Consider the following 24,039-nt stretch of genomic DNA (forward strand, 5'->3'; position numbering starts at 1 on the left):
GCCGCACCCGCTCCCGACCCGCGCGTCGAGGGCAAGGCCGCGCGCTGCCCGCCGGGAAGTGCGGGCGAAACGTGCCCAGCGGGCGGAGAGGAGGCTGCGCCGTCCGGCGGTTGAACTCGCTTGCGTAACCGTTTGGTCGCGTTCGGTTGACCCCCTGCCGCCACTGGCCCTACCTTCGGCTCCCAGGTCACATAGCCGGGGAACGGTGGGGGATGCGAGGGCGGACCAAAACGCTCGTGCTGGGTGCGGCGCTCGTGGCGACCGCGGCGGCGCTGGCGGGCAGTTGCTCGCCGGTCCTGTCGGACTCGGCTCCGGAGCCGGCGAAAATCGCCTTCGTGCCGAAGATCGGCGGCATCCCGTACTTCGACGCGATGAACGCCGGCGGCATGCTGGCCTCCGAACGGCTCGGCGCGAAGTGGCTCCTGCGCGCCCCGGCGTCGGTCGACCCGGCCGCGCAGACGGCGATCCTGCGGCAGCTCATCGCCGAACGCGTGGACGTCATCGCGGTCGCGCCCAACGATCCGGCGGAGCTGGCCCCGACGATCGCGGAGGCGCGGGCGAAGGGCATCCACGTGCTCACCGCGGACACCGACGCCGCCGATTCGCAGCGCGAGGTCTTCGTCAACCAGACGACCGCCGAGGGCATCGGCTCGGCGCTGGTCGACTCGTTGATGAAGAAGACCGGCGGCGCCGGCGAGTACGCGATCGTGTCGTGCGGGCGGACCGCGGCGAACCTCAACTCGTGGATCGAAGCCGAGAAAACCTATGCGGCACAACACTATCCGCGAGCGAAGCTGGTCGAGACCGGGTATGCCGACGAGGACACCACCACCGCCACGAAGCTGGCGAAGGAAATCCTCGACCGGCATCCGAAGCTCACCGGGCTGATCGGCCAGTGCACGACCGCGACGCCCGGCATCGCGCGGGCGGTGCGTGATCAGCAGAAGATCGGCCAGGTCTTCACCGTCGGCACCGGCACGCCCCAGACGATGAAGCCGTACCTGGTCGACGGTTCCTGTTCCATGACGGTGCTGTGGAACGTCGAATCCCTCGGCTATCTCACCGCCTGGACCGCCCAGCAGCTCGCGACCGGCGCCCCGCTCCGGCCCAAGAACAACGTGAGCCCGGAGCTTCCCGCGGTGCGCTACGACGCGGCCACCCAGACGATCCTGCTCGGCGATCCCCTGCTGATCACGCAGAACAACGTGGATCAGTTCAAGTACTGACCGGGCTTCAGCGCACGTCGACGGTCACCGTCACCGTGCGCGTCCGCGCTGGCAGCTTCGTCAGGTCCACCTGCAAGTACTCGCCGTCGTCCTGACGGCCGTTCGGCTGCGTCTTGGCGTGCAAGGTGTACGGGGCCGCCGAATTCACGACCCCGTCGATGCCGAAGTCGCTGTCGTTGCTGATCACCACGGTGCGGCCGCCGTCCGTCGTCGCGACGCCTTCGACCTTGTCGTGCCCGAAGAAGCCGCCGCTCGGGTCCAGCCCGGTCACCAGGCCTCCGACGTCGAGGAACAGCTTCTTCGCCACCGGTGTCACGCCGACCTTCGCCAAGGCGTCCGCAGCCTCCGCGGTGGTGGCCTTGCCGACGTACGCCTCGACGCTCTTGCCGCCGTCGACGAGCAGCCCGCCCTTGGCCGCGTCGTAGGTCGCGCCCGGCACTTTGGCCGCCGGTCCGAGATCCGTCGCCTTGCTCAGGTCGATCTCGAACAGCTTCTTGTACGCGCCCGGCCCGGCCTTGCCGTCGCGTTCGTCCACGAGGAACCGGGTCGCCGACAATGCGGTGATCTCGGAGACCGCGGTGCCGGTCTCGTCCGGATTGTCGAGCAGGTAGGCGTATTCGTGCGTGGCGCGGGTCTTCAGATCCACCGTCACGATCCGCAGCGCGGGCACCTTGCTGGGCTTCTTCGTGAGGTCCGGCTGCTGCAGCGCGGACTGCATGATGCCGACGAGCGTCCGCCCGTCCGGCGTGACCGCGAGGCCCTCCATGCCCTTGTTCGGCACGCGGTTCTTCAGTTCCTTCGGCAGCGAACCGTCGAACGGCGAGAGCCGCTCGATCGCGCGGCCGTCCGCGCGGAAGTGCGTGACGAACGGGCCGTACTCGTCCGACACCCAGAACGTCCCGTCGCGTTGCGCGACGAGCCCTTCGGAGTCGTAGCCATTCGGCGACGCGGGCAGTTTCGCGCCATTCAGGTCCACGATGGTCTCGCCGGTGTTCGCCAAGGTGTTGACCTGGCCGTTGTACGGCGAACCGTCGCCCGCGCGCAGCGGAATCCTGCGCTCCAGCACGGCTTTCCCGCCCTTGAGCCGGAACTTGCCGACCGCGGGCGTGAACGACGGAAGCGGCTCCACTTTGGACCCGTCCGGCGCGTCGACGTTCGGGCCGCGGTCGGTGAGGCCGTAGAACTCGTCGCGCGAACCCGGCACCGGGGCGAGCGCGGACCCGTACCCGCCGCCGGTGATCTTGACGCCGCCGACGGCGCCGAGCGGCGGCAAGTCCGTCGGATACAACCGGACGGCGTCGCTGACGGTGTAGGTGAAGGTGTCGCGCCCGGTGAACCCGGCGGCGGGCGTGTAGCGGAACGATCCGTCCGGGCCGATGGCCAGCGCGCCGTGACTGGGCTCGGTGTGCCGCACCACCGCGCCGTCGCGCTGCGCGTCGCCGCGCACCTGCAGCGGGTGCCCGGCCCGCACCCGGTAATGGTCGTCCGGGCGGCCCTTGGCCTCGGCCGGGCCCGCGGCGGCCAGCGGCAGCACCAGCACCCCGGCGACCAGCGCGATCTTCACGCGTTTCATCGGCTTTCTCCTCCTCTGGCGTCGCTTCGACGCTCGAGGGAGTCTCGACGGCCGAGTTGGACAGCGTCCGTCATCGAGACGACTGCCGCGTTAACGAGCGCGCCGTGCACGAGCCGCTACTGCACCTCCTCCGACGAGCAGCAGGATCGCCGCGACCCCCCAGCGACGCTGCTTCTTGACGTTGTCGCGCGCCTTCGTCGCCCGTTTCTCGGGCGGCTTCGGGACTGCCTTCACCGGAGCGGCGCGCGATGGCGCCGGGGGCTGGGGCGCCGGGATGGGCTGGATGATCGCGTCCGGCGGCTCCGGTTGCGGGGGTGGCGGCGGTTGCGGGGGTGGCGGGGGCGGGGTCGGCGCGATTGGCTGCGGCGGGGTCGGGGATGGCGGCGTTGAGGATGGCACCGGAGCGGGGGACGGCGTGGGGCTCGCCGAGGTCGACGGGGGTGGCGTCGGCGGCGGTGTCGTAGGTGTCGTGGGCGGTGGAGTCGGCGATGTCGAGGACGACGGAGGCGGAGGTGGCGGCGGGGGTTCGGCCAAACACCCGGCACCGTCGGACATCACCAGCGGCGGCCCGGTGCTCACCTCGACCGCGGAGCCGCCGTCCAGCCGGTACGTGACGCTCCGCCCGTCGATCCAGTTCGCGGTCGCGTAGAGCTTGCGGTCCGGTCCGAACACGACGGAACCGTAAGTCGCCTCGGGAAACCGCTCCCCCGGCACCTTCGCGACCTTCCCCGACACCGGGTTCACCGTGACCACCGCGCCCTCGCCCGTGGACGAAACCCCGTACAGCAGACCGTCTTCCGGGTTGTACGCGAAATCGTCGACCCCGGAGGCGAGCCACCACGGATGCAGCAAAACCGGACCAGTCGCGGTGAGATAACCAGAACTGCGCGGGTCAACGTCCACTGTGTACAGACTGGTCGCCCGCTTCACGTACCAGGAATTGCCGGACATCGCCCCGGCTGTCGCGCCAGTCACCCAGCTCCAGACGCCGTGGTGGGCGTCGCGGCCGACCGCGCCGAGATCGGTCAGCTCGCCGTCGGAGTCGATCCGTACCGCGTGCCAGCCGTCGTGAAACCGCCCGTCGGCGACGCCGTACGTCACGTCCTGCGCCGCCGAATACGCGATGGCGTTCAGCGCAAACGGGCTGTGGTGCAACAGATGCCGCGCGCCGGAGGGCAACGTGAGCCGCACGATGTCGGACGACCACCCGTTGCGGCTTTCGACCTGCAGCACCCGGCACGACGTCGCGGCCGCACGCTGGCGAGCCGGTGCCAGCCATCCGGACGCGACGAGCAGCCCGGCGACCGCGGCCGCGGCGGCCACCACCGTCAGGTACCGGGAACCTCGCACCGGTCAGCCGAGCCGCGAGATCGCCGAGGTGAACGCGTCCGGATGCACGTTCGCGCCTCCGGCATAAGGGTTCTGCAGCTGGTAGATCGCATAGAGCAGCAGGACGATCGTGCCGGCCAGCGTCGACACGATCACCAGGTGCGCGGCCATCCGCGTGCCGCCGAAGAGGTTCGGCAGCAGGATCGAGATGACGCTGCCGAGGATGAGCGCGAACCACATGACCGAGCCGATGCCGTCGGTTTCCGCGCCGGTGAGCCGGGTCTGCCGGGCCTGGTAGACCTGCCAGAGCTGGGCGGCGGCGTCCTTCTTCCGGTCGTTCGTCCAATCGTCGCTGGCCTGCGCGCCCGCCACGACGCGGCGCATCTGGTCGAGCTGCGTCCAGCCGGTGTCCGGAACCGGTCCGTCGTCGATGAGCCGGGGCCACTCCTGCTTCGACACCGTCGTCGCATACGCGATCGCCAGGTGCCGCACCTGCTCGCCGGTGTCGCCGGGCAGCGCCTGCGCCGACCAGGTGGCGGCGACCAGGCCCTCCGCCTCGGTGTAGGAACCCTCGCGCGTGGCCGTGACGGCGTCGAACAGCGAGATCAGCACGAACGCGACCAGCACCGCGTGCAGCCCGCCGACGATGGTGAACACCTGGCCCGCGGCGTCGTTGTTGTCGCGACGGCCCTCGTCCCAGCCGAAGCGCCGGACGAGATAGCCGATCACCGCGGCGACGATCGCCCCGCCGACGACCCAGAACACCCCGGTCACGTAGACGTTCATCCGGTTCCTTTCGCGCGGCTGAATACGCTGGCCGACGCTATCCAGCCGATTCCGGAACGGACAACGGCGAAACCCGCGATTCAGCCGGGTGGCCGTCCACCACCCGCGCGGTTCGCCGGATCGGAGCAACCGGCCGCCTACGCGTTCCCCCGATCGCCCTTGCTCGGCAAGGGAAAGTGCCTCGTTTTCCAGCTGCGCGCCCACGTCCGGGTTACGGCAGCAGACCCACGGTGACGCGCCCTCGGTTGTCGGACTGACAACAGCACCCGCGAGGTCCGAAAAGGACCTTCGGCAAACAGGTGAATCGAACCCGGCTACCCGATCGAGTGATTGTCGAGATCATCCGCCTTGCTATGTTGATGCGCGGCGCCGCTTACGATTCGCATTCCTCTTCCGGAAAACACCGCTCCGTTGTGTTCCCGGCGTTTTCGACGTTAGGTGGTTTCGCAGTGACCGTCCCGAGCCCCTCCGCACTGTCCACTGTGGCCGCCGCGCCGCGTCCGGAAACGGGAGAACGATGACGACGGTCGACGCGCGCACCGGCCCCCGCTCCGTGGCCGAGGTGCTGGACTGGAGCCGGAGCCGATGGGAACCGGCGATGCGCGCGGCGGTGGACCGGCTGCCCGTCTCGATGCGCCGGATCGCCGGCTACCACCTCGGCTGGTGGGACGAGACGGGGACGCCGACAAATGCGTCCGGCGGCAAAGCCCTGCGCCCGGCGCTGGCTCTGCTGTGCGCCGAGGCCTGCGGCGGAGACCCGGAAGACGCGATCCCCGCCGCGGTCGCGGTGGAACTGGCGCACAACTTCTCCCTGCTGCACGACGACGTCATGGACGGCGACCGCACCCGACGCCATCGCCCCACCGCGTGGACCGTCTTCGGCACCGGACAAGCCGTGCTGGCCGGAGATTCCCTGCTCGCGCTGGCCTTCGACGTCCTGTCCCCCGACGGCCCAGCCGCCGCCCGCCTCCTGAGCACCGCGGTGCTCGACCTGCTGCACGGCCAGCACGAGGATCTGGCGTTCGAACAGCGAACGAACGTCGAAGTAGCGGAATGCGTCCGAATGGCCGAGGGCAAAACGGCGGCCCTGCTGAGCGCGGCCTGCACGCTGGGAGTACTGGTAGTCGGCGGCCGAGGCGAACACGTCGAACGCTTCAGCCGCTTCGGCCGGTCGCTAGGCCTGGCCTTCCAACACGTAGACGACCTCCTAGGCATCTGGGGCGACCCGTCCGTCACCGGCAAACCGGTGTACTCGGACCTGCGCAGCCGAAAGAAATCCCTCCCGGTAGTCGCCGCACTCACGTCCGGCACCTCAGCCGGCCAGGAACTGGCGATGCTGTACCGGCACCCGTTGCCGGACGACCGCCTGGCCAAAGCCGCAACCCTGATCGACGAAGCCGGCGGCCGGTCGTGGAGCCACGCCCAGGCAGACGAGCTGCTCACCGACGCACTGACCGCCCTGACCTCCGCCAACCCAGCCCCGCGAGCAACGGCCGAACTGACTGCGCTGGCCCAGCTGATCACCCGCCGGGACCACTGACCCGGACTCTGGCCGGTCGCCCGTTCAGGGCGGTCGCCTGTCTTGAACTTCCGCCCGCCAAGAGCGGGTCACTTGCCCAAGGCGGTCGCCCGACCAGGGCGGTCGCCCGACCTGAACGATCGTCTGCCCTAGCCACCGTCCACCCAAGACGGGTCACCTGCCCTGGCCAACCGCCCAGTTAGGACGGTCGCGCTGCTCTGACCAACAGCCCGCCCTGGGCGACCGCCCAGGGCGATCGCCCGGGGCAGGCGACCGCCCCGACTTCAACCCTTGTCCCCTCAGGACAGTCGCCCAACCAGGGCGATCGCCCAGGACGATCGCCCTGATCCCGCCTGGCCGAGCACATCCCCGCTCACCGTCGAGCACCTGCGCGCAAACCCAACGCAACACCACCAGCCCCGCGCCACGCACCCCAACGCCACAGCGAAACCAGCCCCGCGCCACGCACCCACCGCCACAGCGAAATCAGCCCCGACCCGTCACCGTCCCGGGCGGCTCAACCCCTCATCCCCAGCACCCCGGGAAAGCACCACCTCGTCGGTACTCGCGAGCGCTTCCTTCCCCCGCTGAGTCGGCGGCGCGGTCGTCAAGTCCCGCAGCCGGATCGGCGGCCCGAGGTCGATCAGCGTCGGCACGTACTCCGCCTTCTCCACCGCCCACTTCCCGCCCGCGCGGCTGAACCGGAACCGCGCCGCGACCCCTTCCTCCGTGGACCCGCGCGGTTCGTCGTGCCGCGCGACCTCATTGCCGAGCCCGAACGCCACCCACTTCCCGCCGACCTTCTGGAACGGCTGCACCACATGCGCGTGATGCCCGACGATCAAGTCGAGATCCGGTGATGCCGTCAGCTTCTGCGCCAGCTTCTTCTGCTCAGCCGTCACCTCGTGCTGGTACTCGACGCCCCAATGCAGGCTCGCGATCACGACCTCCGCCCCCGCCGCCTTCGCCTCGCGCGCCGCGGCGAGGATCTCGTCGGGGCCGATTTCGTTGGCCAGCCACGGTTTCCCGGCCGGCCGCTTGATCCCGTTGAACCCGAACGAATAAGACAGCTGCGCGACCTTCACCCCGTGCACGTCCAGAATCAGCGGTTTCCCCGCCTCCTCGGCCGAACGCGCGGAGCCGGTGTGCTTCAACCCGGTCTGGTCGAGCTTGTCCAACGTCCGCTGAACGCCCGCCGCGCCCTGGTCGAGCGTGTGGTTCGACGCGGTGGAACAGGTGTCGTAGCCGGTGTCCTTCAACGCGTCCGCGATCTCCGGCGGCGCGCTGAACGACGGATACCCGCTGTATGGCCCGCCTTCCGGCGCGAGCGGCGTTTCGAGGTGGCAGATCCCGAGATCCGCGCCGGACACGAGCGGTTTGACCCCGGCGAACAGCTGCCGGTAGTCGATCTTCCCGCCGCCGTCCGCCTCGGCCTGCTCGGTGAGCCGCGGGTGGATCAGCACGTCCCCGGTCGCCACGACGGTGAACGAATCCGGCGAAGCGGCCACCGACGACGGCCCGGCCGAGGACCGTCGCGGGGCGGCTTCGCTCCCGCACGCCGTCAGCATCAGCGCGACCCCGGCGAGGGCGGCGGCGCGGCGGGTGTTCGTCATCATCATCCCCTTTGCCCGACTGCCCGGCACATCCTTCCGTATCACTCTTGTGGGTTAACACCCCGGTCGTGACCAGGCGAAATGCTCAGGCCAGGCAGTCGAAGGGCTCTCCGCGAGTCAGCGCGGGATCGGTCTGGTCGAACGTCCGCGCGACCCCCGGACCGGACGTGCGCGTCTCGAACCGGACCGTCACCCGGCCGTGCCCCGCGCCCTGCACCCAGCCCGTGCCGTACTCGGCGTGCACCACGTCGTCGCCCGGCCGCCATCCCGACGACGACACCGGCGCGCTCCCGCCCGGCGACGGGGCCGAAGTGACCACCGGCTCCTCCGTCGCAGCGGGCACGGTCAAGCTGAACAACGCGTCCTGATGCGGCACCGAAAGCCCGCTGAACGCCACACCCGCCAGCCGCACCCCGCCGAATTCCTGCGGGTCGAGCAGCAGCCGTTCCGCAGTAGCCGCAAGCTGTTCGAGGTCGTCGGTGGGCGACGCGGTGGTTTCGGAGCGGGTCACCGTGCTCATGTCCGTGTGCCGCAGCTTGATCACCACCGTGCGCGCGACCCGCCCCGCCTTCACCAGCCGAGCGTGCGCGCCAGCCGCGATTTTCCTTACCTCAGCCCGCAATCGGACGAGATCGACCACGTCGACGTCGAAGGTCGTCTCCGCGCTCACCTGCTTGGCCTCGCCGCGCTCCGCGACCGGACGATCGTCGAATCCGCTTGCCAGCCGCCGCAAATCGCGACCAACGACGCCGCCGAGCGTCGACACCGCGTCCGGCTCCGGCAACGCCGCCAGCTCGCCCAAGGTGAGCACGCCGATCGTGCGCAGTTTCGCTTCCGCCACCGGCCCGATCCCCCACAACGCGCGCACCGGCAATGGCGCCAGAAACTCGCGTTCGGTCCCGGGCGGGACCACGAGCAGGCCGTCCGGCTTCGCCCGGTCCGAACCGATTTTCGCGACCTGCTTCCCCGTCCCCGCCCCGATCGACGCGGTCAGCCCGGTCTGTTCCCGGATCCGCGCCCGCAGATTCTCGGCCCATTCGGTCACCTGCTCGACCGACGCGCCAGCCAGCGCGGGCGGTTCGGCGAACGCCTCGTCGAGGGAAATCCGTTCCAGCACCGGCGCGACCTCGCCGACGACGTCGAACACCTGCTTGCTCAGCACTTCGTACAACCGGAACCGCGGCGGCAGCACCACGCCGCCAGCCGGTAGCAGCCGGCGAGCCTGGGACATCGGCATCGCCGAACGCACGCCGTACTCGCGGGATTCGTAACTAGCCCCAGCTACGACACCACGGTGCCCGGTGCCGCCGACCACCACCGCGCGTCCGCGCAGCGTCGGCCGCGTGAGCTGCTCGGCGGAGGCGTAGAACGCGTCGAGGTCCAGGTGCACGACCCAACGAGACATGTCAGGTTCCAGCGTCCAGGAGCCGTTGCAACGCCTTGGTGTACGTCTCGAACGCGGTGCGGCCCTTGCTCGTGAGCCGTACCAGCGTGACCGGCGTGCGGTGCTCGTAAGCCTTGGTGATCTCGACGTACTCGGCGTCCTCGAGTTTGCGCAGATGCGTCGAGAGGTTGCCCGCGGTCATTTCCAGCAGCTGCTGCAGCCGCGGGAAGGTGATCTGGTCGGCGGGACGCAGCCCGGCGAGCGCGACCGTGACGCGCAGCCGTGCCTGCGCGTGGATGACGGGGTCCAGCTCCGGCAGGTCAGCCACGGGGCCGCACCACGTAGACCAGCGCCGCGACCGCGAATCCGCCGCCGCCGGCGAGCGAGAGGACGAGGAAGTTGCCCGGTACGCCGACCAGGACGCTCGCCCCGCTGCACACGATGATCCAGCCGCCGAGGAAGTACTGCCGCAGGTCCTGCCACACCATCCCGCCCGCGAGGTAGAGCGCGCCGGTCAGCAGCAGCGACGTTCCCGACCACAGCAACGGCACGAGATCCGAGCCTTCCGGGAGGAGCTTGGTGATCCGGATGTCGATCAGGCACATCGCGGCGAACGAGATCGCCCACGCCCAGCCGTACATCGCGCCGATCCGCCTGGACGGGCCGCGGATCCCCCGGCTGGGTTTGCTGCCGTGCCAAGCGGAGTACGCGATCGCGCCCATCATCAGCACCGCGACGACGATCCCCGCGACCCAGCCGGGCAGCAGCGCCGCCGCCCGCTCGTCGGAGAGATAAACGAGTCCCCAGCCGACGAGCCAGGTGAACGCCCAGACGCCGAACAGACGCGCCGGGCTGACTCGCAGCTCCCGGCGCGTCCGCTCGTGCTGAAGGGCGATGAGTTCGAGCGACTCCGCCGCGGACAGCGACTCGCCTTCGTCCTCGACGGGGTCCCCCGCGTCGTTGTTCACCCCGGACCGCCCTTCCCCCGTACTGACCCCGCATGCAGCACGGAAGCTAACACGTCACGCGACTTTCACCGGGCCCAGCCGGAACCGCCGCACCACCACGAGCGCGGGCACGACCAGCCACGCCGCCAGCACGCCCACCGCGAGACCGAGCCCGCCCGCGTGATCCACCGGCAGCGTGCCGACGCGGCCGAGCCAGTACGTAGGAAAGAAATGCGCGAGCGCGGTCATCCATTCCGGCAAGAACGAGAGCGGCATCCACAGCCCGCCGAACACGCCGAGCGGAAGCATCAACGCACCGGTCATCGCACCGACCGTGTCGCCCTTGCCGAACAGCCCCAGCAGCAGTCCGAGCACCGCGAACGGCAGCGCGCCCAACCACAGCGAAACCCCGCTGAGCAGCCACTGCGCCGCCGTGAGTTCCACCCCGCGCAGCGCACCGGCCACGAAGATCACCAGAACCACCGGCAACGCCATCGCCATCGAGGACGCGATCTTCACCGCGAGGTAGCCGGGTCCGCGCATCGGGGTGAGCCGAAGCTGCCGCTGCCAGCCGTCGGTCCGCTCGGTCGCGACGCGGGTGCCGGTGAACAACGCGCCGCTCATCGCGCCGTACGCGCCCATGTTGATCATCGTCGTGACGCTGGCCTTGATGCCGCCCGCCCCGACCTGGTCGCCGAACAGCCCGCCGAACAGAAGGAACATGCCGAGCGGAACCGCGATGGTGAACAACGCGAACTGCGGGCTGCGGACGATCCGCAGAATCTCCAAGCGGAGGTAGACGAGGTTCATCGGAGCGCTCCCTGCGGTTCGTCGGAGGTGAGGGCGAGGAACGCTTCCTCCAGCCCCGCGGAGGTGATCTCGATCGAGCTGGCCCGCGGGAACGCCGCGAGCAACGCCCGGATCGCCAGGTCGGAGTCGGTGCAGTCCAATTCCGTACGATCGCCCTGTACGACTGCCCTGGCGACCCCGTCGAGCGCAGCCAACGCTTCCGTACGGGCGTCCTGTACGACTGCCCTGATCACTCGCCCGGACACGTTCGCGCGCACCTCGTCGACCGCCCCGTCCGCGACGACCTTCCCGTGCCGCATCAACACGACGCGATCCGCGTAGTCCTCGGCCTCGGCGAGGTAATGCGTCGCGAAGAGGACGGTCCGCCCGGTCGCGGTGAACTCGTGCATCGACGCCCAGAACTCGCGCCGCGCGTCGACGTCCAGCGCCGCCGTCGGCTCGTCGAGGATCAGCAGCTCCGGGTCGCCGGCGAGAGCGAGCGCGTACCGGACCCGCTGCAGCTGCCCGCCGGAGAGCTTCCCGCACCGCCGCCTGGCGAACTCCCCGATCCCGGCCCGGGCGTACACCTCCTCGGCCGGGAGCGGATTCCGGAACATCGACCGATGCAGCTCGACCAGCTCGGCAGGCGTGACGTCCCGCAGCAGGAACCCGTTCTGCACCATCGCCGCGAGCCGCCCGGAGTCGAGCGCCGCCCGAGGCGCGCCGCCGAACACCTCGACGCTCCCCTCGTCCGGCGAGGTGAGCCCCAGCAACATGTCGATCGTGGTCGATTTGCCCGCGCCGTTCGGACCCAGCAGTGCGACGACCTCGCCCCGCCGCACGGTCAAGGACATGCCGTCGACCGCGCGGACCTGCTTGAACTGCTTCACCAGGCCGGTCAGCCTGAACGCTTCTGTCATCTCGTCCCCCAGTGCTTCGCCGTCCTGTACTTTGTAACACAAAGTTGGTTGCGCTGAAAAGTGGTGTGCGATGTCGAGTCGTTGCCCGCGGCAAGCACGCACTGGCTGCGCCCGGTTAATCCGGTTGCTCCCCGAGACCGGCCGCACTACCGTCCCGGTCCATGACGATCTTCGCCCGCTGCCGCCAGTCCTGATCCCGGCACGACTTTCCGGGCCGCCCGCCACCGGGCGGCCCCCGCTCTGCGTGCCGGACCGCATCTCGTCCGGAAAGGACACTCGCGCCTCATGGGCAAGCATCTCGTCATGGTCGGCTGTTCCGCGCCGAGCCACGTTTATCCGTCGCTGGGAATCATCCGCGAGCTAGTGCGACGCGGGCACCGGGTCAGCTACGTCGTGGGGGAACCGCTCGCCGAGCTGGTCGAAGAGACCGGCGCGGACGTCGTCGCGCATCCCACGATCTTCCCGCTCGGCCCGGACGCGGAATGGCCGGAGGACCCGGCCGAAGCGATGCGCGTCTTCCTCGACGAAGCGATCGCGATCCACCCGCGGCTGACCGAAACCTTCGACCAGGACCGGCCGGACCTGCTGCTCTACGACATCGGCGGCCTCGGCGCCCCGCTGCTCAGCCTGCGTTACGACGTGCCCGCGGTGCAGCTGTCGCCCACCTACGTCGCCTGGGACGGCTACGAGGAAGAACTCGCCGAAGTCCTCGAACCGATCCGCACCTCGCCGTCCGGAGTGGACTATCACCGGACGTTCACCGAGTGGCTGGCGGAAAACGGGATCGCCGAAGACGCCTGGACGTGGCTCGCGCGACCGGGGCCGATCCTGTCCTTGATCCCGCGCGCGATGCAACCGAACGCCGACCGCGTGCCGCGGGACCGCGTCCAGTTCGTCGGCCCGTGCCTCGACCCGGTGCGCGCGGCAGAGCACTGGACGCCGCCGTCCGACGGGAAACCCGTGCTGCTCGTGTCGTTCGGCACCGCGTACAACGACCAGCTGGACATCTATCGCCACTGCAGTACCGAATTCGAGGACTGGCACGTCGTGCTCTCGATCGGCAAGCACGTGTCGAAGGACGACCTCGGCCCGCTGCCGGAGTCGGTCGAGGTGCACGAAACGGTGCCACAGCTGGCGATCCTCGACGTCGCGTCCGCCTTCATCACGCACGCCGGCATGGGCGGCTGCACGGAATCCTTGTGGTACGGCGTCCCGACAGTCGCCATTCCCCAGGCTGTCGACCAGTTCGGCAACGCCGCGCGGCTGGAGGCGTTGGGAGTCGGCAAACACCTGCCCGCGGACCAGGTGACCGCCAAGTCCCTCCGCGAAGCCGTCGAGGAGGTCAGCAGTTCGCCGCACGTCGCCGCGCGATTGGCCGAGCTTCGTGCGGAAATCCGGGCCCACGGCGGGATCGCCGCGGCCGCGGACGCGGTGGAGCGGTTCCTGCGCTGAGTGCCCGCCCGGGCTTGGCAGCAAGCCCGGGCGGCACGGCTATCCGGCCCGGATCTCGTTGAGGTAGTTGTAAATCGTGTACCGCGTCACCTCAAGCTGCCCGGCCAGATGGTCCACCGCGTCCTTGATCAGGAAGTACCCGGCCTCGTCCAGTTCGCGGACCACCGCCGATTTGTGCCGCTTCTTCATCAGCTCCACCGGAATCCCGGACTTCCCGATCGCGCGTCCGACGAGGAACCGCTGCAGGCTGTCGACGTCCGGCAGGAACGTCTCCTCCCGCCGTTCCTCAGACGTCTGCGCCGCGGCGGGAAGTTCGCTGTTCACGCACAAACACCCGATCGCCGTACCCTCGGCGTCGCGCAGAAACAGCGTGGACGAACGGATTTCGCGGCCGTCCGGGCTGTGCGTGCGGTAGTTGGTCAGGTCCTGCGTCGTGCCGCGCCGGACGAGCCCGAGCAGCAGATCCGTCATCGGCCCGCCGACCGAGCGGCCGGTGAGGTCCCCCGCGATCGCGACGATCGAGTCCGGCAGCCGCGACAGGTCGTGCAGCAGCACCTCGTTGCCCGGTCCGAGCATCGCCGCCAGCCCGTCCACCGCCGGGATCAACGCGGTGAGCAGCTCGTGCGACGCGGTGCCCGAAGCCGACGCGACCGGCACGACCCGGCGAGGCCGCAGCAGCTTCTCCAGCGCATCCCGCACGAGGTCGGCAGCCGCCGCCGGGGTCGACGCGTGCGGCGACAGCCGGATGTGCTCCGGACGCACTGTCGCCGCGATCCCCGCCGCCGTCAGCGCGGCGCCGACCTGCTCGGCTGCCTTGCCCGGCAAGGAGAACGCGAGGATTCCAGCCCGCCGCTCGGTCGCCGACACGATCTCCGCGCCGAACGAACGCAGCACGTCCTCCAGCTCGCCGACGCGTTCGTCGATCCGGCCCGCGATCGCCGCGACGCCGGTTTCCTCGACCAGTTCGAGCGCCGCCGCGAACGCGCCGGACGTGACCGGGCTGAGGTTCGAGATCGACCAGCTCGCCGCGGTCGGATCGGCCGGATGGATCTCGTTGTCGAACAGGCCCGGGTCGCGCGCGCCGGTCCAGCCGGACAGGATCGGGTCCATCCGCGTCAGCGCCCGGTCGGACAGCACCGCGAATCCGGTGCCCCAGCCCGCCCGCAGCCATTTCTGCCCGCCGACCACGAGCACGTCGGCGACCTCCCACGGCGCGTCGACGATCCCGAAGCCCTGGATCCCGTCGACCACCAGCAGCCGGTCGCCCACCACCTCGCGCAACGCGGCGAGATCGGCTCGATAACCGGTGCGGAAATCGACCGCGCTCACCGAGACGACCGTGGTTTCCGGCGTGAGTGCTTCCGCGAGACGGTCAGGGGTGACGTAACCGCCCTCCAGCCGCCGCATCCGCACCCGTCCGGCCTGCTCGGCGCGCGCCCACGGATACGTGTTGGCCGGGAACTCCGCGGCCGACACGAGCACTTCGCCGTGGCTGTTGAACGCCGCCTGGAACAGGCCGAGGCTGGTGTGCGGGAGCAGCACGGTGTGGTCGGTGTCGCTGCCGCAGAGCCGCGCGGCCGCCGCCTTCGCCCGGATCTCCTGCCGCATCAGCTCGTCCACAGTGGACGGTCCGGCCTTGGTCGTCGCCTCCAGCAGCCGAGCGGTCGTGTCGAGCACGGCGTGCGACGGCGGCCCGAACCGCGCGAAATCGAGGTATCCCGCGGGCTCGTCGAACTGGAGCAGGTACCGCGGCGGGATCCGGGTCACGAGAGGACCCGCGCGAGGAACTGCCGCGTCCGCTCGTGCTCCGGGGTCTTCAGCACCCGCTCCGGCGGCCCGGTTTCGACCACCGCGCCGTCGGCGAGGAACACCACCTCGTCGGCGGCCTCCGCGGCGAAGGCCATCTCGTGCGTCACGACCACCATCGTCATCCCCTCCCGAGCCAACGTACCCATCACCGCGAGCACCTCCCCGACCAGTTCCGGGTCCAGCGCGGACGTCGGCTCGTCGAACAGCATGAGCTTCGGCTTCATCGCCAGCGACCGGGCGATCGCCACGCGCTGCTGCTGCCCGCCGGACAGTTGCCCTGGGTAAGCGCCCGCCCGGTCCGCGAGCCCGACCCGGTCGAGCAGGTCGAGCGCCTCTTTCCGGGCCCGCGCAGGATCGGCGCCGAGCACCCGCACCGGCCCCTCGACCACGTTCTCCAGCGCCGTCCGGTGCCCGAACAGGTTGAACCGCTGGAAAACCATGCCGATGTCCCGGCGCTGCCGCGCGACGTCCTTCTCCCGCAGCTCGTACAGCTTGCCGCCGCGCAGCTTGAACCCGATCGGCTCGCCGTCGACCCAGACCTGGCCGCCGTCGATCGTTTCGAGATGGTTGAGGCAGCGCAGAAACGTGCTCTTGCCCGCCCCGGACGGCCCGAGCAGGCACACCACCTGTCCTTTGCGGACCTCCAGATCGATTCCCTTGAGCACCTCGGTGTGCCCGTAGTTCTTCCGTACCCCGACAGCTTTCAGCAGCGGCTCAGACACGGGCACCCCTCACCAGCGGCATCCCCTTAAGGGCCTTCCCCACCCGCGCCGCCGGGCTCCGGTCAGCCGCCCCGAACGATCGTTCGAGGTAGTGCTGGCCGACTCCGGCGACGGTGACGACGACCAGGTACCAGATCGCCGCCGCGATCAGCGTCTCCATCACCAGCAGGTTGTTGGACGAGATGTTGTTGGCCGCGTGGATCAGCTCGGTCACCCCGATCACCGACGCCATCGACGTGCCCTTGAGCATGTTGATGAAGTCGTTGCCGGTCGGCGGGATGATCACGCGCATCGCCTGCGGCAGCACGACCCGGCGCAGCGTCGCGCCAGGCGTCATGCCGATGGACTTCGCCGCCTCGGTCTGTCCGGAGTCGACGCTGGTCAGCCCGGCGCGGACGATCTCCGCCATGTACGCGCTCTCGTTCAACGCCAGCCCGAGCAGGGCCGCGGTGAACGCGCTGATCAGCACGTTCGTCGGCTCGTGGACGAGGTAGCCGCCGAACGGCAGCGGGATCGAGAAGGTCGGGAAGATCAGGGCCAGGTTGTACCAAATCAGGATCTGCAGCAGCACCGGAAGCCCGCGGAACAGCCAGATGTAGACCGTCGCGAACCACTTCGCGACCGGGTTGGCGCTGAGCCGCAGCAACGCGATCAGGATGCCGAGCACGATCGCGATCGCCTGCGCGAGCACCGCGAGCACGACGGTGTTGAGCAGGCCGAGCGCCATCACGCGGTAGAAGACGAAGTCGGGTACCGAGCCCCATTCGATCTGCGCCTGCGCGAGCGCGAAACCCAGCAGCACCAGCAGCGCGACGATCACTGCCGCGCTGACCCAGCGTCCCCAATGCCGCAGCCGGACGATCGGCAGCGGTTCAGCTTCCGCCATTGACGGCCGCCTCCTTGATCGCGCCCTGCTCGACGCCCCAGGACTGCAGGATCTTGCCGTAGGTCCCGTCGGCGACGAGCGACTGCAACGCCTGCTTGACGGCGTCGCGCAGCTTCGAGTTGCTCTTCGCGAAGCCCATCCCGTACGGCCCGCCCTCGATCGGCTGGCCAGGCACGACCTCGAAGAACTTGCCGTCGCCCGCCGTGCGCGAGATGTACACCGCGCTCGGCAGGTCGTTGAGGATCGCCGCGACCCGGCCGGTGCGCAGCTGGTTCTGGTTCTGGTTGTCGCTGTCGGTCGCGGTGACCGTGACGGCCGGCTTGCCCGCCTGGGTGCATTTCGCGCTCTGCGCGGCGGCGAACTTCTGGTGGCTGGTGCCCTGCACGACCGCCACGTTCTTGCCGCACAACGTGTCCGGCCCGGTGATGCCGTCCGGGTTGCCCTTGCGGATCATGATCGTGATGCCGGACGAGAAGTAGTCGACGAAGTCGATCTGCTTCTGGCGTTCCTTGGTGTCGTTCATCGCGGCCATGGTCAGATCGACGCGGCCGGACTGCAGGCTCGTGATCAGCGACCCGAACGCCAGGTCCTGGTACTGGACGGTCACCCCGAGTTTCGCCCCGACCGCCTTGGCGAGATCGACCTCGTAGCCGATCGGCGTCTTGCCGTCCGCGGCGTAGAAGTTGTTCGGAGCCGACTGGATGTTGGAGGCCAGCCGCAAGGTCTTGGCCTGCCCGACAGCCGGCGGCAACGCTCCGGCGAGCTGCGGATCGGCCTTGATCGCCCCGAGCAACGCGGTGTTGTCCGGGACAGCGCTCGGCTTCTGCTGCTGCCCGCCGCCGGCCCCGTCAGGACCTCCTCCACAAGCGGCAGCGAACACGAGCAAGCCGCCCAGCAGCGCGGCCTGCCAGGCACGGGAACGAAGCGACGACATGCGGATCCTCCAGGACGTCGTTGGTTCCGCAGGACGCTACAACTGGTTGTTAAAGAGGTCAACAAGCAGTTGAAATTCTGTCTCGTCTAGCGTGCGGACATGACACTCGACGAGAGCTTCCGCCAGTTCTGGACCGAACGGCGGCTCGCCTCGCTCACGACGGTGCGCCCCAACGGAACCCCGCACGTAGTAGCCGTCGGCGTGACGGTCGATTTCGACCAGGGCATCGCCCGCGTGATCGCCTCCGGGACCTCGTACAAGGCCCGCCTCATCCGCAACGCCGGCGACGCCGGATTGGCCGCCGCGGTGTGCCAGTTCGAAGGCCGGACCTGGTCCACGCTGGAAGGCCGAATCCGCCTCCTCGACGACGCCGCGTCCGTCCGCGACGCCGAAGAGCGCTACGCCCAGCGGTACCGGAAACCGCGGGAGAACCCGCAGCGCGTTGTCTTGGAACTCACCATCGGACGGGTGCTGGGCAACGCCTGAGCTACCGGCATTTCCGGACGATCGCCCTGGGCGAGCGACCTGGTCAATCGCCCGGGTCGGCTGTCCCGGTCGGCTGTCCTGGTCGATCGCCCAGGGCAGACGTCCCGGTCGATCGCTCTGCTCAACCACTCCAGTCAGCCGTCCACACCGACCGGCTCGGTCGTCTGCCCCGGTCGATCGCCCTGATCCAGTCCCGACCAGACGTCCCAATCAGTCGACTCGGTTCGACTGCTCCAGCCGACCGCCCTATGCACCAGCTTCAACCCATTGCCCGTCGACCGCCGCAACGAATCACCCGGCCAATCGCCCTGGTCGCCCACCTAGGGCGATCGCCCAGGGCAACCGTCCAGGGCAACCGTCCGGGTCAAGCGTCCCGGACGATCGCCCAGACCACTCGCCCAGATTGGCCGTCCAGGGCAACCGCCCCGCCCCATCGCCCTGGACACCCGTCCAGGTTGGCCGCCTAGGGCAATCGCCCGGGTCAACCGTCCCGACCAATCGCCCGGGTCAACCACCCCGGTCGACCGTCCTCACAACCGCACCAGTCAGCCGCTCTCGCCAACCGTCCGTGGCACCAAGCCCCAGCCCTCCCGGCCGCAACCACGAACCCGGACGATCGCCCCGGACGACTGCCCCGGTCACCCGAACTGCGCCAGCAACCCTTCCGCACTGCGCACCACAACCTGCGCCGCAGCCCGCTCCGCCACCGCGCGATCCGGCCGCTCCGCCTCGTGCCGCCACCGCATCACCGCGTCAAGCCCGGCTTCATACATCTCGCGCGGGTCCGTACCCTCCGCAAGCCCCAGCCGTTCCTCCGACGTCGTCCCCTCCGCGCCCAGCAACCGCACGGCTTCCTCCGCCGATTCCCCCGCCAGCGCCGTACGCCCGCCCCGAATGTCCGCGATCAGCCGCAACTCGCGAAAGTCGTGCGCACTCGCCGAAAACCGCTCAACCCGCGCCGCAAGCCGATCACTGTGCGACCGAGGCTCCGCGTTCAACACAGTCTCCAACCGAAGCAACGCCGTCCGCGCACGCAACGCGTCCGCACGCGCGGCGAAGCAACCCGCAATAGTGTCGCGAAGCTCGCCGAGCCCACTACGCCGCACCAATTCCGCCGACAGCTTCACCCGGTCGTCACAGCCCGTACGAATCAGCGTCAGCGCAAGCTTCACCCCGAACAGTCCGAAGCGCACCACTAACGACCGTCGCGTCTCGACCGACACCGGTCCCGGAAACGCCGGATCCGTAAACGAATCCACCGACAGCAGATACCGCTCCAACTCCTCACGAGGCACAGCCGCGAAGGCCGCGAGAAGCTCGAACTCGTCATCAGTGAACGCGCGCGCCCCGTACGCAAGCAGCGCCGCCACCGCGATCACGCCTTGGAATCCACTACACAGTGGATCTTCGCGCCACGCGCGCCGCGCAATCTGCTTCGCGGTAAGCAGTGCGTCAATCCGCCCCGCGCCGGTCTCGTCCGCGCGCGCGAGCACCAGGATCGTGTCGACGGCTGTCTGGCGCGCGAACGCTGAAGGCGCTGCCGGGCGCAGCGTCGCCAACTGCTCGGGCTCAAGGTGACGCAGCAGCTGTATGGATGCATCGGTGAGCGTCGACGGATGCGGCGCATCGAGAAACTCCAGATCGCGCAACGCCCGCGTCGGCCAATCCCCCAGCGCGGCAGCCAACGTGGACTTCCCCGTCCCCGCAGCACCGCCAATGCCTACGCGAAGCGGCTCGTCGAGATGGTCCAGCGCTTCCCGCAGCACCGCCGAAGCCCTCGGACTGTCGCGGTAGTACCCACAAGCATCCGCCAGAAGAGCCCGAACGTCCTCAACCACGCGCGACACCACTCCTCACTCGACTCACCCGGCACAGCCCCGAACATCCTCGACTACGCGGCAACGCCCCGCTCACCGAATCCCGAAGCCGACCATCGCCACTTCAGCCGACCTCTCCCCGAAACGCCGGATCGCCCGAGAACGCCCCCTCCAACGCGCAGAAGCCTCGCCTCGTCCAGTCAGCACTGGACCCCGCCAAAGCCCCGGCTCAGCGAACCAACGCGACCGCCCCCAGCCCCGACACGCCCAGCGAAGCCGCATCGACAACGCACCATCAGCTCGACGCGCGAGAACGACCAGCCAGCACCCGTCAGCACGCAGAAAGCCACGAACACCGCCGAATCACACCGAGCCCAGGTCGTATAAGCAACGCCTGTTCCGCCAAAAATCACCAACTCCAGCCAGCAGAACTACCAGCACCAGAGTCCGCCGGGCCCGCTGAGGTCACGCGGGCAGCTCCTTGGGCACCCGATTAGCCAGCATCCCCAGCTCACCAGCCCGCTTGTGCAACCCCGCGAGCCGGTCGATCTCGCGCCGCAGCGCCGCACTTCGCCGCTCCCGCTCGGCCGACCCGGCGATGATCATCTCGCGTTCCCGCGTCAGCTCGTCGGCAAGACCGTCCGCCAGTTCGGTGAAGTGGTCCCGCAGCCGTCGGTGCACCTGGCGGATCGCGTCGCGGCACTCCTTGCTGAACCGCAGGAACACGTCGTCGACATGCCGTTGCGCAGTCATCTTGGCCACCGCCTGCCGGCGTTGCAGCCGCATGCCGCCCTCGTCGCTGATCGTCTTCGCCGCGAACGCGACACCGGCGCCGATCGACACCGGGTTGATCAGCGGCAACCCCGCCAACCCGGTCACCAGACCGAACATCAGCACGCCGCCGTACGAACCGCGCAAACCGGTGAACGCCTTCTGCCCGATCTTGAACCGTTCGATCCGCGGCTGCCGCACCTCGGCGATCCGGTCCGCGCCGGAGTCGCTCAACGGCAGTTCCGGCAGGTCGTACTGCGCGCCGAAGGTCACCGCCACCGCCTGCGCGATCCACTCCGCGCGCTCGGCCGCGAAGGTGTAGGTCGTCTCGACAGCTTCCGCGAGAGTGCTGTCCAGCCACGGACCGAACTCGTCCCACACCTTCACCGGGTCTCCGCGGTCGAAGGTCTCGTCGATCGTCTCGACGATCTTCCGAGTGCGTTCGCGCAGGTCGTACTCCGCGTCGGACTGCAAGTCAGCGATCTCGTCCGCCAGCAGGTTCTGCCAGCGACTGTTGCGCCGACGCAGCTCGTCAGCGCGACGTTGCGAACGCTGCAGCAGCGTCGTCTGGTCGACGCCCGCTTCCTGCCCCGCCGCCTCGGCACGTGCCCGCAAAGTCTCGACCAACTCCGCCGCTGCCGCTCGCACACTCACTGCGGCAAGCAACGCGGCCGTGCTCTCCGCGGGCCGCGAAACCTGCGTCGCGATCCAGGAAAGCAACTCCGGGAACCCGGACCGTGCGTTGAGGTCTTGATCGCCGCCCTTGGCCGCGGCGAAACGCACCGTCGCCGACACCGGCAGCACCGGTGAATCAATCCCGGCCGCGGACAACGCGGTCCGGTTCTGTTCCGCGACCGTGCGCCATCCGGCACTGACATCGATCTTGGTCAGCGCGACGACCACGTGCGGGCACCAGGTCCGGATGTGATGCGCCAACGCCAGTTCAGCTTGATCCAGCGGAGCGGCGGCGTCGGAAACCAGGATGACCGCGTCGGCGTCCGCGAGAACGTCAAGAGCGGCAGCGGTGCGAGGAGACCTCGGGTCGCCGATCGCCGGAGTGTCGATGAGCACCAAACCCGCGGACAGCAAATCGCGCGGCACCCCGACTTCGACCCGCCGCAGCGACCCAGCCGGCCGAGCGCCGACCTCGCCGGTCAGCTTTTCGATCTCGACCGGGATGCGTTCGTCGGCGCGTCCGACAAGCGTCGCGCCGGGTTCGGCCGCGTACGCGATTTCGATCGGCACCGCGGGAGTCGCCGCGTCGCCGACCGGGCAGACCGGCGCGTTGAGCACCGCGTTGACCAGGTAGCCCTTGCCTTGTTTCGGGAAGCCGAGCACCGCGACCCGCGTGCCCCCCGGCGGCCGGTCCTGACGTCGGCGAAGGCGCTGCGCCAGGTCTTCGCGGCCGTGCGTCCGGCAGGCATCCGAGGTCTCGGCGAGCACTTCGAGCCAAGCTGGAGCCGTCACGGCGAACCAGTGTCCCCCGTGTACGGGGAGTATCCGAACCGGGTGGTGGCTCCGCGGTCGCACCCAGACCGCGGAGCCACTCCCGAATTACCCTTGCTCAGAGGGAAATGTGCAGCTCACCGCCGCCGTGCGAGGTCTCCGCGCCGGCGTGCAGGTCAAGGCCCAGGCCCTGGTGCCCGAGGTCGGAGACCGTCGAGACGGTGTCGTGCACCATGCCGACACCAGCGTCGGTCCCGGTGTGTGCCTCGGTCGCGGCGTCGGAACGCTCGGCCTCGCCGTGCGAGACGAGCGAGTGCGCCTGCTGGGTCACGCCGTTTACAGCGTGGTTCAGGCCGTCGGCGCTGAGCGTGTTGCTCAGGCTGCCGACGTTCTCGGTGACGGTCCCGACCGCGTCGCTGACGTGCCCGGCAATCCCGCCGCCAGCCTCGGTCGCGTGGTCGGCGACCTGCCCGGCGGAGTTCGCGACCGGCAAGTCGCCGACGCTGACCGGCGAAGCCGCGGCGAGCTCACCGCCGACGTGCTGCACCTGCGAGACGGCACCGTCAGCCGCGGTGGCCACCTGGCCGCTCGCCTGCGCGACGGCGCTGGAGTCGAGGCCGCTGGCCAGGTCATTGCCCAAGGCGAGTGCACTGGTCGGGTTCTGCACCAGCGCGGTGACCGACGCGGCAGCGTTCTGCACGTCGCCGAGCCCCGGCGCCGCGGGCAGCCCCGGAACGGCGGGAGCACCCGGCACCGCCGGAACCGACGGCAGCTCGCCAGCGGTCGGCAGCCCCGGAACGGCCGGAACCGCGCTGGCAACGTCACCGACGCCCGGCAGCGCACCGACACCCGGAAGAGCATCGGCGCGCGGCAGCTCACCGAGACCGGGCAGCTCGCCCACACCCGGCACCGCCGGCAGCTCGCCAAGGCCCGGCAGCTCGCCCACGCCCGGCACCGCCGGAAGCTCACCGAGGCCCGGCAGCTCACCGGCCGCGGGCAGCGCGGAAGCACCAGCCACGTCGCTGACGACGGGCAGGTCGCCGACGGCGGGCAGCGCACCCGCGCCCGGCAGCTCGCCGAGACCAGGCAGCTCGCCGACGCCCGGCACCGCGGGCAGCTCACCAACACCCGGCAGCTCGCCCACACCAGGCACCGCCGGCAGCTCACCGAGGCCCGGGAGACCAGGCGTGCCCGCGGAGGCAGACGCGCCGCCAGCCGCGACGCCGAGCGAAGCGGTGAGCGCCTGCAGCTGCTCGATCGCACCCTGCGGACCGTCGCCGAGCGCGGTGGTCAGGTCGCCCGCCTGGGGCAGGTGGCCGAGCGAGGCCAGGTGGTCCACCGGGACGTAGTCGAGCACCAGCGGCGCGACCTCGTTCACGTCGGCGGCGCTGATGTCGCCCAGCCCAGCGGCGGCCAGCGCGGCCTGCGGGTCCTGGCCGAAAGCGGCGAGCGCGGACGGGTCTTGGAGCAAGGTAAGCGTGAAGTCGTGCAGAGTCTGCACCGAATCCATGGGGGATCTCCACTTGTCGTGATTACGGGGAATGCCCGGCCCTCCCCGGCCGGGCGTGGCGCTCAAGGTAGGGACGGGGCACCCCCGCTCACATCGGGGTTTACACCCAGTCGCGCCTCG

The 24,039-nt window shown here is 69.8% G+C and carries 20 protein-coding genes; 4 read left to right on the forward strand and 16 right to left on the reverse strand.

The window, feature by feature from the left end:
* Positions 1–212 precede the first annotated feature (212 nt).
* Entirely contained in the window at positions 213–1,226 is a 1,014-nt protein-coding gene (locus F9C11_RS41380) for an autoinducer 2 ABC transporter substrate-binding protein (RefSeq protein WP_409182769.1), read from the forward strand.
* Between the two features lie 7 nt (positions 1,227–1,233).
* On the opposite strand, the gene F9C11_RS41385 is transcribed toward F9C11_RS41380, so the two are convergent.
* From F9C11_RS41385 to F9C11_RS41395, 3 genes are all read right to left on the reverse strand, one after another.
* Entirely contained in the window at positions 1,234–2,799 is a 1,566-nt protein-coding gene (locus tag F9C11_RS41385; protein WP_409182770.1) for an esterase-like activity of phytase family protein, read from the reverse strand.
* A gap of 90 nt (positions 2,800–2,889) precedes the next feature.
* Positions 2,890–4,149 (reverse strand): DUF6923 family protein, encoded by a 1,260-nt coding sequence (locus tag F9C11_RS41390; protein WP_409182771.1) that lies wholly within the window; start codon positions 4,147–4,149, stop codon positions 2,890–2,892.
* A gap of 3 nt (positions 4,150–4,152) precedes the next feature.
* Positions 4,153–4,914, reverse strand: coding sequence for a hypothetical protein (locus F9C11_RS41395; RefSeq protein ID WP_409182772.1), 762 nt, complete (start codon positions 4,912–4,914; stop codon positions 4,153–4,155).
* Between the two features lie 517 nt (positions 4,915–5,431).
* Between F9C11_RS41395 and F9C11_RS41400 the strand changes: the two genes are divergently transcribed.
* Positions 5,432–6,454, forward strand: a complete 1,023-nt coding sequence (locus tag F9C11_RS41400; RefSeq protein WP_409182773.1) for a family 2 encapsulin nanocompartment cargo protein polyprenyl transferase — start codon at positions 5,432–5,434, stop codon at positions 6,452–6,454.
* A 479-nt stretch (positions 6,455–6,933) separates the two neighbouring features.
* On the opposite strand, the gene F9C11_RS41405 is transcribed toward F9C11_RS41400, so the two are convergent.
* The 6 genes from F9C11_RS41405 to F9C11_RS41430 form a co-directional block, all read right to left on the reverse strand.
* The gene (locus F9C11_RS41405; protein WP_409182774.1) at positions 6,934–8,052 is read right to left on the reverse strand and encodes a CapA family protein; all 1,119 of its coding nucleotides are present in this window, start codon (positions 8,050–8,052) and stop codon (positions 6,934–6,936) included.
* Positions 8,053–8,131: 79 nt separating this feature from the next.
* Positions 8,132–9,451, reverse strand: a complete 1,320-nt coding sequence (locus F9C11_RS41410; RefSeq protein ID WP_409182775.1) for a DNA polymerase IV — start codon at positions 9,449–9,451, stop codon at positions 8,132–8,134.
* 1 nt (position 9,452) lies between these two features.
* Positions 9,453–9,758, reverse strand: coding sequence for a transcriptional regulator (locus F9C11_RS41415; protein WP_409182776.1), 306 nt, complete (start codon positions 9,756–9,758; stop codon positions 9,453–9,455).
* Positions 9,751–10,398, reverse strand: coding sequence for a hypothetical protein (locus F9C11_RS41420; protein WP_409182777.1), 648 nt, complete (start codon positions 10,396–10,398; stop codon positions 9,751–9,753). Before F9C11_RS41420 ends, F9C11_RS41415 begins: the two co-directional genes overlap by 8 nt.
* 54 nt (positions 10,399–10,452) lie before the next feature.
* Complete coding sequence (locus F9C11_RS41425; protein ID WP_409182778.1) at positions 10,453–11,187, reverse strand: ABC transporter permease; 735 nt, start codon at positions 11,185–11,187, stop codon at positions 10,453–10,455.
* A complete protein-coding gene (locus F9C11_RS41430) occupies positions 11,184–12,086 on the reverse strand; it encodes an ABC transporter ATP-binding protein (RefSeq protein ID WP_409182779.1) in 903 nt (300 codons plus the stop codon). The genes F9C11_RS41425 and F9C11_RS41430 overlap by 4 nt, the downstream gene beginning before the upstream one ends.
* A 285-nt stretch (positions 12,087–12,371) precedes the next feature.
* Here F9C11_RS41430 and F9C11_RS41435 point away from each other — a divergent pair, with 285 nt between their 5' ends.
* On the forward strand, positions 12,372–13,538 hold the full coding sequence (locus tag F9C11_RS41435) for a macrolide family glycosyltransferase (protein ID WP_409182780.1): 1,167 nt from the start codon (positions 12,372–12,374) through the stop codon (positions 13,536–13,538).
* A gap of 39 nt (positions 13,539–13,577) precedes the next feature.
* Here the strand turns inward: F9C11_RS41435 and F9C11_RS41440 are convergent, their stop codons facing one another.
* Genes F9C11_RS41440 through F9C11_RS41455 form a run of 4 tightly spaced genes read right to left on the reverse strand, consistent with a single transcriptional unit; the run spans position 13,578 to position 17,889 of the window.
* Complete coding sequence (locus F9C11_RS41440) at positions 13,578–15,305, reverse strand: aminotransferase class V-fold PLP-dependent enzyme (RefSeq protein WP_409182781.1); 1,728 nt, start codon at positions 15,303–15,305, stop codon at positions 13,578–13,580.
* Positions 15,302–16,069 carry an amino acid ABC transporter ATP-binding protein gene (locus F9C11_RS41445; RefSeq protein ID WP_409182782.1) on the reverse strand — a complete coding sequence of 256 codons (768 nt, stop codon included), beginning with the start codon at positions 16,067–16,069 and terminating at the stop codon, positions 15,302–15,304. Before F9C11_RS41445 ends, F9C11_RS41440 begins: the two co-directional genes overlap by 4 nt.
* Positions 16,062–16,955, reverse strand: a complete 894-nt coding sequence (locus F9C11_RS41450) for an amino acid ABC transporter permease (RefSeq protein ID WP_409182783.1) — start codon at positions 16,953–16,955, stop codon at positions 16,062–16,064. The genes F9C11_RS41445 and F9C11_RS41450 overlap by 8 nt, the downstream gene beginning before the upstream one ends.
* Complete coding sequence (locus F9C11_RS41455) at positions 16,942–17,889, reverse strand: ABC transporter substrate-binding protein (protein ID WP_409182784.1); 948 nt, start codon at positions 17,887–17,889, stop codon at positions 16,942–16,944. The genes F9C11_RS41450 and F9C11_RS41455 overlap by 14 nt, the downstream gene beginning before the upstream one ends.
* Before the next feature lie 99 nt (positions 17,890–17,988).
* On the opposite strand from F9C11_RS41455, the gene F9C11_RS41460 reads away from it, so the two are divergent.
* Positions 17,989–18,375, forward strand: coding sequence for a pyridoxamine 5'-phosphate oxidase family protein (locus F9C11_RS41460; protein WP_409182785.1), 387 nt, complete (start codon positions 17,989–17,991; stop codon positions 18,373–18,375).
* A gap of 638 nt (positions 18,376–19,013) precedes the next feature.
* Here the strand turns inward: F9C11_RS41460 and F9C11_RS41465 are convergent.
* The 3 genes from F9C11_RS41465 to F9C11_RS41475 form a co-directional block, all read right to left on the reverse strand.
* Positions 19,014–20,213 carry a GTPase gene (locus F9C11_RS41465; protein ID WP_409182786.1) on the reverse strand — a complete coding sequence of 400 codons (1,200 nt, stop codon included), beginning with the start codon at positions 20,211–20,213 and terminating at the stop codon, positions 19,014–19,016.
* Between the two features lie 444 nt (positions 20,214–20,657).
* The gene (locus F9C11_RS41470) at positions 20,658–22,430 is read right to left on the reverse strand and encodes a dynamin family protein (protein ID WP_409182787.1); all 1,773 of its coding nucleotides are present in this window, start codon (positions 22,428–22,430) and stop codon (positions 20,658–20,660) included.
* 97 nt (positions 22,431–22,527) lie between these two features.
* Positions 22,528–23,919 carry an IniB N-terminal domain-containing protein gene (locus F9C11_RS41475; RefSeq protein WP_409182788.1) on the reverse strand — a complete coding sequence of 464 codons (1,392 nt, stop codon included), beginning with the start codon at positions 23,917–23,919 and terminating at the stop codon, positions 22,528–22,530.
* Positions 23,920–24,039 lie beyond the last annotated feature (120 nt).

Origin of the sequence: Amycolatopsis sp. VS8301801F10 (genome assembly GCF_046195355.1) — a bacterium.
In the GTDB taxonomy this organism is placed as follows: Bacteria; Actinomycetota; Actinomycetes; order Mycobacteriales; family Pseudonocardiaceae; genus Amycolatopsis.